This window comes from Chryseobacterium flavum (assembly GCF_003385595.1).
Lineage (GTDB): Bacteria > Bacteroidota > Bacteroidia > Flavobacteriales > Weeksellaceae > Chryseobacterium > Chryseobacterium flavum.
Genome location: NZ_QNUE01000028.1, coordinates 1 through 13637 on the forward strand (window position 1 = coordinate 1; position 13637 = coordinate 13637).

General features: G+C 39.9%; 13 protein-coding genes. All 13 read right to left on the minus strand.

The window, feature by feature from the left end:
- On the minus strand, positions 1-191 hold a 191-nt coding region (locus tag DRF59_RS19945; RefSeq protein ID WP_133297276.1), incomplete at its 3' end, for an RHS repeat-associated core domain-containing protein.
- 211 nt (positions 192-402) lie between these two features.
- A complete protein-coding gene (locus DRF59_RS19950) occupies positions 403-729 on the minus strand; it encodes a hypothetical protein (RefSeq protein ID WP_115964314.1) in 327 nt (108 codons plus the stop codon).
- Positions 730-743: 14 nt separating this feature from the next.
- Positions 744-1016: an HNH endonuclease gene (locus tag DRF59_RS19955; RefSeq protein ID WP_115964263.1), complete on the minus strand. Its 273-nt coding sequence runs from the start codon at positions 1014-1016 to the stop codon at positions 744-746.
- Positions 1006-1593: a hypothetical protein gene (locus DRF59_RS19960; RefSeq protein ID WP_115964265.1), complete on the minus strand. Its 588-nt coding sequence runs from the start codon at positions 1591-1593 to the stop codon at positions 1006-1008. Before DRF59_RS19960 ends, DRF59_RS19955 begins: the two co-directional genes overlap by 11 nt.
- A gap of 134 nt (positions 1594-1727) precedes the next feature.
- Positions 1728-2174, minus strand: a complete 447-nt coding sequence (locus DRF59_RS19965) for a DUF4304 domain-containing protein (RefSeq protein WP_115964267.1) — start codon at positions 2172-2174, stop codon at positions 1728-1730.
- 10 nt (positions 2175-2184) lie between these two features.
- Positions 2185-2460 (minus strand): hypothetical protein, encoded by a 276-nt coding sequence (locus DRF59_RS19970; RefSeq protein ID WP_115964269.1) that lies wholly within the window; start codon positions 2458-2460, stop codon positions 2185-2187.
- Positions 2447-2911: a hypothetical protein gene (locus DRF59_RS19975; RefSeq protein ID WP_123873720.1), complete on the minus strand. Its 465-nt coding sequence runs from the start codon at positions 2909-2911 to the stop codon at positions 2447-2449. The genes DRF59_RS19970 and DRF59_RS19975 overlap by 14 nt, the downstream gene beginning before the upstream one ends.
- Positions 2857-3309 (minus strand): hypothetical protein, encoded by a 453-nt coding sequence (locus DRF59_RS19980; RefSeq protein WP_115964273.1) that lies wholly within the window; start codon positions 3307-3309, stop codon positions 2857-2859. The genes DRF59_RS19975 and DRF59_RS19980 overlap by 55 nt, the downstream gene beginning before the upstream one ends.
- A gap of 114 nt (positions 3310-3423) precedes the next feature.
- On the minus strand, positions 3424-3951 hold the full coding sequence (locus tag DRF59_RS19985; protein WP_115964275.1) for an RHS repeat-associated core domain-containing protein: 528 nt from the start codon (positions 3949-3951) through the stop codon (positions 3424-3426).
- A gap of 221 nt (positions 3952-4172) precedes the next feature.
- Complete coding sequence (locus tag DRF59_RS19990) at positions 4173-4508, minus strand: hypothetical protein (protein WP_123873721.1); 336 nt, start codon at positions 4506-4508, stop codon at positions 4173-4175.
- An 11-nt stretch (positions 4509-4519) separates the two neighbouring features.
- The gene (locus DRF59_RS19995; RefSeq protein WP_115964279.1) at positions 4520-8275 is read right to left on the minus strand and encodes a DUF6443 domain-containing protein; all 3756 of its coding nucleotides are present in this window, start codon (positions 8273-8275) and stop codon (positions 4520-4522) included.
- Between the two features lie 8 nt (positions 8276-8283).
- A complete protein-coding gene (locus tag DRF59_RS20000; protein ID WP_115964281.1) occupies positions 8284-11496 on the minus strand; it encodes a hypothetical protein in 3213 nt (1070 codons plus the stop codon).
- A gap of 13 nt (positions 11497-11509) precedes the next feature.
- Complete coding sequence (locus tag DRF59_RS20005) at positions 11510-13135, minus strand: T9SS type A sorting domain-containing protein (protein ID WP_115964316.1); 1626 nt, start codon at positions 13133-13135, stop codon at positions 11510-11512.
- Between the last annotated feature and the right edge of the window lie 502 nt (positions 13136-13637).

Here is a 13637-nt window from a genome sequence, read left to right on the forward strand (position 1 = left end):
GTATTAGCACTTAAAGGATCATGTTGCCCGAACCTTCCAAGATCTGCCATATAGAAACGGGCATTCATATCGTAAAACCCGGTTTCCTGCAATTCCTGTCCTAAAAACTTATATGCTTTGTATGAGCCCACCCCATAAAAAGCATTCCCTGTTTTCAGATGACTCATCCCATAAGGATAGTAGTCATTCACATCAACAATTTCAAGAGCGCCTGACCCGTTTGAAAATTTAAAACGGGAGTACTAATTTTTTAAATACTCCCGTCTATCATTAATAAATTTCAATTAAAGACTTTATTCTCATTTTATGGATTTATTTAAAATACTTATCTATTATACTCTTTAACGACTCCGTCACTTAGGAGTTTCATTAGAGTAGTTTCACCTGTTAACTAAATAATTTTTAAGCATCATTAATTGCATAGTTGTACAACAGCCTAGCTATTTCCTCATCACTAAAGGATTGATTTTGTTTATTTTTAGATTCCTCAATAGCCTCTAAAAAATAATAAAAGTCAAACAAGTTTGAATATATAACCCCATCACTCTCATATTCAAAAATACCTTCTGTTTTTTCTATCTCAAAAAATTTCAAATCATTATCAAATTTTAAGGGGTTTTTCATATAAATTTCGACTACTTCAGATTGTTGATCTAAAGATTGTAATTGACAAAATTCTTCATAGGACCCACCATTTCTAAAATAGCTTACTAATTCTAAAAGTTTCATACTATATATATTTATTATTTTTTCTTTTTGCCCCAAATTGAAAATCCTCCCTTCTTTCCAGGATGTAAAGTTTCCCAAAAAATTCCGCCGGGTACATTCGGATGTTGACTTTTTGGTACGAGTTGCATTGCCCCTTCACCAATGTCATGATGCCATACCCAATTTATTGGAGATTTTCCTATAATTGATCCAGACGGCGACTTAGGAATTTCAATTCCCATTTTTTTCAATAATGGATTTGTCTCCATGGCTTTTTCTAATGCAATATTAGCCTCTTTAAAGTGCATATAGCGAGGTAACTCCAGGATATGATGTTTTAGCTAATTTCATTTCAAAAGCCACAGAATAATATGCCCCTGTAGCTTCTGCTCTTAAAATTGCAGGTGCAGCTCTTCCCTTTGTTGTTACAATTACAATTGCAGCAAGTCCCATTGCTGCTTCTTGGTTTTCCGGCTTTATACTTGAGAATAACACTCCTAATAAGTCCGTAAAACCAAACATATCACCACTCATCATATAAGCAGAACCATTATGCAAAACAGGCTTTAATAGTCGTTGCGCTTCGTCAATTGACTGCACCTTTGGGGGACCTGGAATATTAAGCTGCTCTCTAAGATTTTTCCCCTGACTTGTCATACAATATGAACAGGTTGCTAAATTATTATTGGACACAGCCCTAATCGGAGGATTTAGAACAATTTCCCCTACATCTATAGGACTTGAAGCAGTACCTATTGCTGCAAGAACATTAATTTGATTCCCAAGTACCTTAAGTATACCATTGTAATTATTGATGGCATTACTTTTCGCCTGTTCGTAGATTTCCGAACCTCCTCCATGCGGCGGCGGTAAAGCAGCACCCACTTAGTATAAAATTTAGGGTATTGAGACCAATACCCTAAGTTATAAACCTTAAAAATTATTACTATTTAATATTTCTTTAGCAACTTTTACTTATTTGTTTCAATACTCTATTTTATTATAACACGCTGGGAACATTACGCTTTTAGATTAAAATACTCTAATACATTAGGGGGAATCATATATAAAAACTCTTTTTCTTTTAATATCTTTAATATATCCTGTTCATTATTAGTAGATTCCATTTGAGGAATTATTTTATTCCTGATAAGCTTTTCTAGTTCAGAAAATCTTTCTTCAGTAGATATTTCAAATTCTAAATCTAACAAATCAACAATTCTTCTATATTCTAATTCATTTTTTGAGCTTAATCTATTGTCAACATGATTAACAAAACCGTTCAAGGGAAGTTTTTTAATTATGTATCCATAATTAATGTAATAAGAATTACTGTACTGTGATTTTTGTAAATTAATAATTTTACTTATTTCTTCTCCATTTATAATCCAATTGTTTCCTTTTCTTTTAAATCCAATAGGAATAAATATATCATCTAGAAATTTTATGAGTTCTTGTTTTTCCATTATTTTATTTTTAATATGTATCTAATACTGTATTCCATGTAGTACCAGGGTATTTCTTTTCAAATGCTTTCTTATACTTTAGTAATTGCTTTTTTCCCGCCTTCATAGCTCTTGGATTGAAAGGTTTAAGTTCAAAAATAGTTTTCGTTCTAAAATCAACAAAATCGGGCCTAATTCCAGGAATCCCTCTAAACTCTTTGACTGCCACTTCATCTATAACGTCATCAATTTTATACTCTTTATGCATCAATTGCCCAAGCTTAAAATTTGATTTAGTGTAATTCATTAGAGATTACAATTTCAGCTTTTGCAATTCCGGCTTCCGCTTTTGCAATTGCAGGGGTAGCCCTTCCTTTTGATACAATTATGGCTAAAGCTGCTAATCCTAAGGCTGCATTTTGATTCTCTGGTTTGATGTTTCTTGCGATCAGAATTCCTGCCAGATCCCAGATCATGCTATCCATCATCTGAGCAGAACCGTTATGTAAAACAGGCTTTAATATCCTTTGTGCTTCCTCAATTGATTGCACCTTTGGGGGACCTGGAATATTAAGCTGCTCTCTAAGATTTTTCCCCTGACCTGTCATACAATATGAACAGGTTGCTAAATTATTATTGGACACAGCCCTAATCGGAGCATTCAGAACAATTTTCCCCACATCAATAGGACTTGAAGCAGTACCTATTGCTTGCGGGCCTCCCGGGCCGGAACCTCCCGGAACAGGCTCCCCTTCCAAGCCTGTTGGATCTGCAAAGAATATAGGATTATTATATCCATATCAGTAATGAACCAAGCACCGGCTACAATAGAGCCAACTCCTGTTCCCGAAATTCCTAACATAAAAGCATTAATACCGTGAGAAGGTTTAATTTGTCCTGACATTGCTATATCTGCTGCTAACAAAACGCCACCTGCAGCAGTTAATTTAGTTCCCAGGCTCCGTGCTCCCTGAAACGGCTTTACCTGTTGCCCCCTCCAGAATTTAGCTCCTGGGTTTTTCCATTTATTCTGCCATGAAAAAGAAACTCCCCTTGTCTTCGTTTGATGCCATAATTCATTATATTTCAAAAATCCGGTTCTTGGCAGATTTGCTGTTGAAGCTCCACTCGTTGCAGTGTTAGCCCACCAACTCATTGAAGATATAGTACTACTCTCTGAATCATCAGAAGATGAAGCATTTGATTTCCCTACTTCAATTTCTCCAATATTTACTGTATTATGAGATACTCCATCTCCATTGCTATCTCTCTACATATTACCATCCCAGGTAAAGGTTCCATCTGAATCCGTGAATGTTTCATTCTTTGAAGTTCCTGGTCTTGTGGGCCACATTAGCTCAGTACCTGAAAAAGAATCTCCTAAAGATAAACTTTCTGTTCCTGTATATCCCATCTCTTCAAATAAACCTGAAGGATCTGAGAAATTAACAGGATTATTAAAGCCAAAACGATATGGAGTCCAGCCCGGAGTCATAGCAGACAGCGGGTCTGCCACTGAAAATCTTCCGATATCCGGCATATAGTAACGAAAATCCATAGCATACATTCCTGTTTCCTGGAGCTCTTTACCGTTATATTTATAGTTTTTAAAACTGCCTGCTCCAAAATAAGAACCTCCGGTCTTCAGATGATTCATTCCAAATGGATAATAATCGTTGGCATCTACAATTTCCAGGGCTCCGGTACTGTTTCTTCCGAAACTTACCCTTACATTACTCTGGTTATCACCTTTACTTGTAAATATAACATTTCTGCAATGTTTTAAACCCCTTCTGATGTTGAAATAAAATCAAGATTTACTGACAAATAGCAGGGGTTATTTTATCAGCTCAAAGCCACAGACATTGCACACTTTGTTTCTGTTCACAAAAATTACTTGTATATTTAAAAACAGCAAACCTCCGCATAATAGCGGTGGTTTGTTGTTACTTATATGGAATTACCCTTTTAAGATCTTATAAAATCTAGTACAGATAAGTTTTATACAACTTTTATCTGTTAATTATCATAAAAAATAATTCCAAGAATAATATTATAGTCTTCACTACTAAAAATGAAACAGCTTTTTTTGTCTCCATCAATTACTGATAACCTCACATTCTTTAAATCCGAATATTTCATTCGTTTTACTACTTCTGCTAACCCTTCAAAATATTTACCTTGATAAATACTATAATCTAATCTATCGCTATAAATCTCATATAGATGTTCTCTTGTTTCAGCATATGATGACGCAAAAAGGCTCTTTTGGTCTTTAATTTTTTTTACATAATCTACAACTTGATCTAAATAATTTCTTATCTCATATAGATCATTTATTATTAAATCATTCATATTATTAATTTTTATTTTAAATATGGCGTCCAAGTTCCATTATCCCATGATTTAATCACCTGAGCACCATAAACAGGTCCAAAAACTTGAACTTCATTTTCACCATGCCTATCAAAGAAGGATAATCTTGCTATTGGAAACGTCTGTTTTAAAATTACCCCGCCGGGACCTCTTCTAGAAGCTGAATAGTTAGCCATATCAATACTTGTAGTCCAAGAAGTAAACATGCTATTATTATGCCCATTATTATGTTCTTTGGCACTATACGGTCCTCCCCAAGGTATAGCATTTCCTAAGTATGCGTTTGCTAAATCAGGATGTTTGCTATGCACTCCTCTAAATAAAGTAATTGTTGGCTCTTTCTCTGGTGTATCTCCTTTAAGAATTAAAGGCAGAGACCATAAACCAGCTCTTAAACTACCTGCTAATTCTGCTAATATACTCCTAACTGCTATTCCTGTTCCTGTCGGAACACTTGCAACAGGTATAGGCAATACTATTCCGGCCATTGCAGCATCATTGCATTCCCTACAATCCTTTACCCTAGGTGAAGGTGGAGGTCCTGGAATATTAAGCTGTTGTGTAAGGCTTTTCCCCTGACCTGTCATACAATACGAACAGGTTGCTAAATTATTATTGGACACAGCCCTGATCGGAGGATTCAAAACAATTTCCCCTACATCAATAGGACTTGAAGCAGTACCTATTGCTTGCGGACCTCCCGGGCCAGAACCTCCCGGAACAGGCTCCCCTTCCAAGCCTGTAGGATCTGCAAAGAATATAGGATTATTATATCCATATCCGTAAGGATCCAGCGTATTAGCACTTAAAGGATCATGTTGCCCGAACCTTCCAAGATCTGCCATATAGAAACGGGCATTCATATCGTAAAACCCGGTTTCCTGCAATTCCTGTCCTAAAAACTTATACGCTTTGTATGAGCCCACCCCATAAAAAGCATTCCCTGTTTTCAGATGACTCATCCCATAAGGATAGTAGTCATTCACATCAACAATTTCAAGAGCGCCTGACCCGTTTCTGGCGAAACTTACCCGTACATTACCTGCAACATCTTTGTACTGGTAAATATACTGATCTTTCTGATAATCATAAAACCCTTCGGCAGTAGGGAAAAACTGAAGCCCTTCCGCTTTAAGATCTACAATAATACCTCCGCCACCCAATGGCGGATCAATAGTAGGGTCGGTAACCACCGGATCCAGGCTGAAGGTTTCCGGCTGCATAGCCCTGGCAGAGAAAGAAGAAGCCATCAGCGTTTCTGATCCTCCTCCCGGATTTTCAGTCGTCAGGTACTGAAACCCATCCAGGTAATCCGTGATTTTCTTCGTGGTAACGGCTCCGCTTATCCCGGTAATCGTGGTTATATTTTCCTTTCTCAGTTTTGTACCATCCGCACTGTATTGGGTATTGATCACCACCGATTCATTCCCGTTCCTGCTCAGATCCAGATAGTTCGGCAGGCTCAGGTAATTATACCTGATGGTAGAAATCCCTTTATCAGGCATTGAGGTTATATTCCCGTTTCCATCATAGGTTATGGTATTTCCCCCTCCTTCATATCCCAGGGCATTCCCTGAAATATCATTGACTTTGGTCAGCAGATTCCCTGTATAAGTATAATCCAGATGATCAATCAGCGTTGCTGCTGTGTTTCCGGCATTTATTACCGAAGTCCTGTACAGCTTTTTAATATTTCCATTGATATCATAATCCACTGCTTCTGTATTCTCTTTGCTGTTCGGATTGTTTGGATTCTGGTAATATCCTGCAGAAAGCCTGTCCAGTGGATCATACGCATAACCGTACCGTTTGGGAGTAAGGGATGGATTTACCCCGACCGTCTCCACAGCCCGCCAGTCCACTTCTGCAATATTCCCGTTGAATTTCGGTTTAACGTTCTTCCCAGGAAACTGTACAGCATCAGGATTATCGATACCGTTTTTCTGATTGTACTTAATCTTGTAAGAAAATAGCTTTCCTCCCAGGTCTGCCAGCGTCATCTGCCCTTTGTTGATATCTGTAAGCCACCCGCGGATATTGTAGGCATAGTCAATACTCTGGAGATTATTCCCCACCTTTTTATTGATCAGCTGAGAGATCTCATTGTACGTGTTTTCAGCCAGTAGTTCTTCAGGCTTACTATCCACCTGGTGCCAGTGTTTTTTAAGCCTGTTCTGGAGGTCATATTCAAAACGCTCCTTTACCACTACCTGGATTTCGGATTCCTTTCTTTTATGATAAGTAATCAGCTGTTTTGGAGCTCCTGAAAAATCCAGTTCAGCTTCTGTTTTGGTATACCCTCCCAGGTGGTTAACGGAATGAGTCCCGATTTTCCTCCCTTCATGGTCATACCAGAAATAATCTCTGGTCCATTGGCTGTCCTCTATATTCCTTACAAAGACAGCAGTAGGAAGTCCTTTGATGGATCTGCTTGTAGTCGTTCCGTTTACTGTCAATGATGAAGGCACCTGAGCAAGGGTATTCTGTCCCAGTATTGCATCAGGCTTTGCCGGTGATTCCGGAGGATATTCATCATAGTAGTTTACACTCAGCACCTGGGCAATACTGGTAGGGGCTGTCACTTTAGAATAATAGACAGCCATTCCGTTTAAAGTCACCCCGGGTGTGGTGGTCCGTGTTTCATTTAAATTTGTATTTGCATTAACAACAGCCTGCAGGGCTGCCCTGCTTCCGGTATTATTTGCAATTCCTGTATAGGCTACCCTCCCGAACCGGTCATATTTGATGAACATCCATTGTCCGGCCGTTTTCAGATTCGCATCCTGGATCATAACCGGCCGGTCTGCTTTATCATAGATAAGGAGCTCCCAGCCTTTTCCCGGAAATTTTTTTTCCACCAGCCGGTCCTGATTATCATAACGATACTGGTAGCATAAATTATCCAGCGTAGCTGCTGAGATAACATTACCGGCTGTTTCTATCGCTTTTACAGCGGCAGGTGGAATCACAAAAGCCTCCTGACCATATTCATTGTAGACATAATAGGTATCTATATTCTGGGTACCGTCATTTTTCCTTTCTAAAACAAGCTGTTTTTTACCGTTAATAAATTTAACGACCGTATTTCCGTCTTCGTCAGTCAGGGTATTTTTATACAGGGTTCCCGCTTTATAAAATCCTCCGGAGGCATAGACTGTGTTTTCAGTAGAGACACTCAGTACCGGAGTACCCACTGCTACCCCGGAAACAGTCGTCCAGGTAGTGTTTACCACAAATTTTTTAACCTCTGAAGCGAGATTGGATTCATAAGCATATTTTATGGTTTTCCCGCTCCCCATTTTCCAGGCATCACCCGGAGCAGCCTGCTCCAGGAGCCTTTGTAACGGTGAATTTTCAATTTTTCTTTCCCCGTAATAATTGGCAGCAGTTCCATACACGCCGGCAGCTCCTGATGCATCCGGAGAAGTAAAAATAGCGCCGTTAGCGGTTGACTGCTGCGGCAGGGGAAGTAAAGCTTTTACCAGCCTCCCGAATGCATCATATTCTACGGGAGTGACCAGGTCTTTCCCGGAAGGGGTAGATTTTATCGAAATATTCTGTTTGGGCCTTCCCAAACCATCTATATAAGTCACTTCCTGAACCTGTTTTGCCGTACTGCTGGATGCGGTAACAGGCTCCAGGTAAGTCCTGCTGTAGACATAGTTTTCCGATTGCGTTAAGCTCTGTGCTTCTGTAGACAGATAAGAACACAGGAAGACTATAATAAATAACAAATGTTTTTTCATGATCTGTGTTATGGTTTATAGTTATACTTCATCTCTTTCAGGATGTTGTTGTTGGCATCCACTACAGACTGCAGCCTGCCTGCTCCGTCATAAAGGTAGAATTCCCTCACTCCCGTGGAAGGTGTTACACTGGTTACCCCGATCAGCGGATCATAGGTGTAGGTGGTGATGCTGTAGTTTTTAAGTGCTGCCTGGTTCCTGAACGTATCCAGGGCTGTCATAAGGGCTTTTTCCGTTGCCGTATCAATGTCTGCATTGGATCTGGCAATAATATCAGCAGCAAGGCTCTGCACCTCCTGATAGGTTGCTCCCTCTATCCTGGCAATAGGCAGGGTCCCGTTATACCCCCAGATAATAGCAGTAGGCGCATTTCCTTTTGTCGTAAACTGCAGCAGGTTCCCCTGCGGATCGTACTGGTTATAATCCACCGTATTCCTGGCTGAAGCCGTATTGTCTTTATCAAACTTTTGAGCGGCTACCGGCAGGATCATATTATTAGTCGTTGCGTTTTTGCCGTAAACAGTCTGGGTTTTGGAAATGGTCTTCCCGTTTTCTTTCCCCTCTGTCAATAGGGGAATCCCTACCATATTGGCAGCAATCATATCCGTATTATTCTGTTCATGGGCATACTGGTAACTGGCCTCTACCACAGAACCATCAAAAGAGATTCCCGAGGTTTTAACCAGGTTAACAGGTTTATTGATATCGCTCACAGAATAGATATTACTGGTTTCCGAGGCCAGGGTACTGTTCAGGTACTTCTTACTGACGGCCTTGTCAAGGAGCCATTTTCCTGATTCCACCACATAGGAGTTGTTAATTTTTGTGACTATATCGGTATCCGTTTCAAAAAAAGAAAATGACGTGGAAAGCGCCACGGTATTTACAGATGCTGGAAGATGGTCTGCTGACAGTGGATTTTTTAACATATTGAGCTCATATTTGTAAGACTTTTCCTCAACGGGGGTCCCGTCAGCTGCATAGGATTTTTCTCCAATCAGGTTCTTATTTTTAATTTCATAAGGATTCATTCCCGCATCCGGATAGGTAATATCCAGGTTAATCCCTACGGCAGGAAACTGATATACCTTTTTCCCTTTTCCAAGTGTATTTTCAGTCACATACTCATAAGAAACCACATCTCTTCCTGACAGACTGGAATTAACGGCCTGATCTGAACTCAGAGCAAAATTCTGACACACGATTTTCTGGGTTTGTCCGGTAGGTCTTACCACACTGTGATGATACTTTAAGAATTCCAATGATGAAGCAATACTTCCTGAAGACTGATCACTTAAACTATCGGGCCTGTTATATTCAAAAGTCCTTTTGGTATACTGGGTCTGCCCGTCAAAATCATTGATGCTTTTGATCCGGAGCCCTCCTGCAACAGCATTATTGTTGGTGGTCGTTTTATACGTTCTTCTTCTTGAAATGGAAAGATATACGGAACAGCTTCCATCCGGTTCATTGGTATCCAGTTTAACCCGTAAACGTTTTTTATAAGACGGATTGTGTGAACCGACAGTTTCCAGGACCGGGCCGCTTGTCTCTTTTTGAAACTGGGCTATGATCTTCCAGTTTCCGGCAGGCTGCTGTTCTTCAAGATAACCATACCCGTTGGTAACCTCTATAGAATTGGGTGTTCCCGGCGGGGTATTATTGGCACAGCTGTTCCCCCAGTCTATGAGATAGGTACTGGTTTCACCGGTCGCAGGAACTTCATTGAGGTAAAACTCTGACGAAGTTGCACCAGCAGTTCCTGCTCCTGGATTGAGCACTCCCGTTACACTGGCTTTTGGAATAATTTCTTCCTGGGGAATGGTCAGCTTCTGCCAGACGGTATTATTTTCATAGGTAAATGAAGAATAGCCTTTGGTAGGGTAATTGATCTTTTTGAGGATATAAGCCTGGGAATACTGCGGATATACATTGCGGTTCCCTCCATTGGTATAATTATTATTAAAATACTGCATATTAGGGATCATGCTCAGGTTCAGCTGCCCGTTGTGATATCCCCAGATATCCTGCGAATAACTGCCCAGGACAGGTTTGCTGCTTTCGTCATATTCAAAGGAATATTCCGTATTTTCCAATATGTTTTTTACTTTGTTCAGCTTAAGCCTGAAGTTTTTATATGAAGAATCCCCTCCGGCAGAAGTAAAATAATCATGCTCCAGGGCAAATTTTCTGATCACCTTATTTTTGTAGGTTGCTGTCACTTCACCTAAAGCAAACGTATTGGCGGCTGCTCCGTTCAGGTCTTTTCTTCCCTGAGTTCCCTGGATGGTATTGTTATAGCTGAAAGTCACTTTCTCATCATTATGGACTATCTCAGTTAATAATGCATCAATGAAGGAGTTGTTGGTACTTGAATGGATATTCTTTCTTGAATCTTTACAGAGACCGTCACTCTGTTCTACGGGGATATACACATCAACAAAGCCATAAGTAAGATGGCTGTAAAAATTCCTCTTTCCATAGGTAAAGCTGACCTCTTCATTATTTGGGAATTTTATCTTCTCAAGGATAAAAGAGGACGTATAGGCTTCGGACACGATGGTAGAAACGGTATTACTGGAATTTCCTGCGGCCAGGGTATAAACAACACCCTTAGGATCTGTGATGGTAAACTTATCTCCTGCGTAGGTAATTTTTACATCTTCATACGGAATGGTTTGAAAGTTTCCGTTCGAATCTTTGATGAAAGAACCTGAAATGGTAGGTAAATTATAATGATAGATATCCGGCTGGGTATCCATGGTTCCTTCTTTTACGCTAACCAGCTTAGCCTGAACATCCGGAGGAAGCTGTGTAAAAAGCTGGGATGGATAATTGCTTGGATCTTTAGGAAACCAGACGCCATTCACCAGGTCATTTTTGCCATGCATTTCTACTGAAATGCCGTTAGGAATGGACAATGTCCAGCCTAATCCGGCAACTCCTGACATTTCATCTACTTTTATCCCTCCTGTATTATACGTCAGGCTTATCGGGATATTTACCCCGTATCTCGTTTTGATTTCATATAAAGGAACAGATACATTGAGCTTCCCTGTCCTGTAATCTACCGGAAAATCCCCTGCCTTAAACAAGCTATACGTTTCAGGAGTAGCCGGAAATATTTTTTGAATATCATTTGTTGTTCCGGTTTCTACAGATTCCTGGCCAAAGGCCAATAAAGCAGATAAAGCCGAAACCAGAAGTATTATTTTCTTCATGATTTTATGTTTTTTATTTCTTAATCAGTTTAGCATTCGCTGTTTTGTTATCATTAGTTTTTATAGTCACCAGGTAAGCTCCCTGTATCAAAGCCTGGGTATTGATCTTCGTTACAGCATTCTTAGTCTTCAAACTCTGAAGCTGTCTTCCGCTCATATCATATACCAGAATATCTGCTTCCTTGAAGTCAAAGCCGATTTCTACATAGGCATAATCAGATACCGGGTTCGGATAGATCTTAATGTCATGTTTCTCGATCAGCTGGTCTACCTGTTTGTCTCCAAGCTTTACGATCTTCCAGTTCTCTTTCCCCAGCTCTTCTGCACTGGTTCCCGCAAGGATAATCGAACCATCCCGGTTCAGCCTCAGATCTGAAAGCCTCTCCTCCTTCTTTTTAGATTCCCCTTTCACATGCTTTCTCCACTGTTCATTGCCATTACCATCCAGGTACAGCATCCAGAAGGTTTCATCCCCGGTTTCTATTCTTCCTTCTGCCTGGGTGTAACCACCCAAAAGAATTCCCTTGGTTCCTTTATCATCTGCTGAATGAAGAACATTCATTCCCATCAGGAGATCACGGTTTTTAAAATTGTAAGATTTCTGCCACTGTTCATTGCCACGTTCATCAAGGGCAACCAGCCATAAGTCCGTGCCTTCTTCTATTCCTGTGGTCTTGTTGCCGGATCTCTCTGATCTTGATTCACCACCGATAATATATCCGTCAGATTTCAAGGAAAGGGTTCGTAAGTGGTCATCTCCGGTTCCCCCATAATTCTTTTCCCATTCCACCTTTCCGTTCTTATCTAACTTTATGATCCAGTAATCCCCTTCACCAAAGTTGCTGCTGGCTTTTGGCAAATAGCTTATGGCTGTAGAGGTTGCAGATGACAAGTTCCGGTGGGCAGATGGATCAGCCGGATTCCTTACTTCCGAATCACGGATCCCGGAGCTTCTGGAATACACTCCTAATAAGACTCCTCCGTCTTTCGTGGGAATCATTTTCTCTACCTCATCCAGGCCTTTTCCTCCTAAAATAAGTTGTGACAGTTCTTTTCCAGCTTTATCCAATCTGATGATCCAGGCATCTTTGGAACCATAGCCTTTGGGTGAGTTGTGTACGTTTCCTGCTACAAAAAAGCCTAAATCTGTGGTCTGGATCACCGCCCTGGCTTCTTCATCTGAAGAGGTGCCCAGGGTTTTCTGCCAGAGTTCATCCCCGAACTCATTCAAACGGATCAGCCAGATATCTGAACCGCCTTTGGATGCTTCTTTCTTATCCAGTCCTTTCCCCGAATAGGAAGTCCCTGAAATTAAAAATCCTCCATCCTGCGTGGCTACTGTTGCGGATAAATAATCATGGTTCTGGCCGGAAAAGTATTTCTCCCAGACTTGTTCGCCCTGCTGGTTCAGTTTCACCAGGTGGAAGTCATAGCCGTTATTTTGTTTATTTCCTGAGACCTGAAGCTTATCGCTTTGAATGCTGCTTCCTGTAATTAAATACTGCTGGTCAATGGTCGTGGTTACCTGGCTCAAAAAATCCTGCGTGGAAGATTTAATATCTTTCTGCCAGATCGTTTCCTGGGCAGACATACCCAGGGCTGTGCATAACGTCAATGCACCTAGATAATTTTTTTTCATAGGCATTTGAATTTTTTTGAAAAATAAAAATTTAAAAATGAAATAAATAGGTTTTCATGTGTATTTCATTTGCAATTTTACATACACATTTATATAATTCTTCCGCAAAAATCATAATATTGTACAACCTGCATACAAATTGTATAAGTTTTACGGTTTTGTGAGTTTTGGGGAAAGGATATCAGAGAGATGATCAATATCCGGATTCGAAATAAAAAGAGCAGAATGCTCCATAGTAAAATTCTTCATGTCAGTGTTTAGTTTAGGCACAGTTATTATAATACCACAAAAATAAGATTTTCAGTTCACTATTAAAAGACTTATATCATTTTATGTGTGCTGATTTTAATCATAAAATCATGTGGATCAGACTTTTTTATTTGTTTACAGCACAAAGATATCCTGGTAAAGCGACAAAAGCTGTCGTATTAAGTGATAAATATTAATTTTCTGAAAAAAATTTCTATTATTGTTTTAAGTTAACATTACCCTGTATAATAGC

Excerpts from the sequence above, each read along its gene's own strand:
- DRF59_RS20005 (WP_115964316.1), bottom strand. The coding sequence starts at position 13,135 with ATGAAAAAAAATTATCTAGGTGCATTGACGTTATGCACAGCCCTGGGT.
- DRF59_RS20000 (WP_115964281.1), bottom strand. The coding sequence starts at position 11,496 with ATGAAGAAAATAATACTTCTGGTTTCGGCTTTATCTGCTTTATTGGCC.
- DRF59_RS19955 (WP_115964263.1), bottom strand. The coding sequence starts at position 1,016 with ATGCACTTTAAAGAGGCTAATATTGCATTAGAAAAAGCCATGGAGACA.
- DRF59_RS19965 (WP_115964267.1), bottom strand. The coding sequence starts at position 2,174 with ATGGAAAAACAAGAACTCATAAAATTTCTAGATGATATATTTATTCCT.
- DRF59_RS19970 (WP_115964269.1), bottom strand. The coding sequence starts at position 2,460 with ATGAATTACACTAAATCAAATTTTAAGCTTGGGCAATTGATGCATAAA.
- DRF59_RS19980 (WP_115964273.1), bottom strand. The coding sequence starts at position 3,309 with ATGAGTTGGTGGGCTAACACTGCAACGAGTGGAGCTTCAACAGCAAAT.
- DRF59_RS19990 (WP_123873721.1), bottom strand. The coding sequence starts at position 4,508 with ATGAATGATTTAATAATAAATGATCTATATGAGATAAGAAATTATTTA.
- DRF59_RS19995 (WP_115964279.1), bottom strand. The coding sequence starts at position 8,275 with ATGAAAAAACATTTGTTATTTATTATAGTCTTCCTGTGTTCTTATCTG.
- DRF59_RS19950 (WP_115964314.1), bottom strand. The coding sequence starts at position 729 with ATGAAACTTTTAGAATTAGTAAGCTATTTTAGAAATGGTGGGTCCTAT.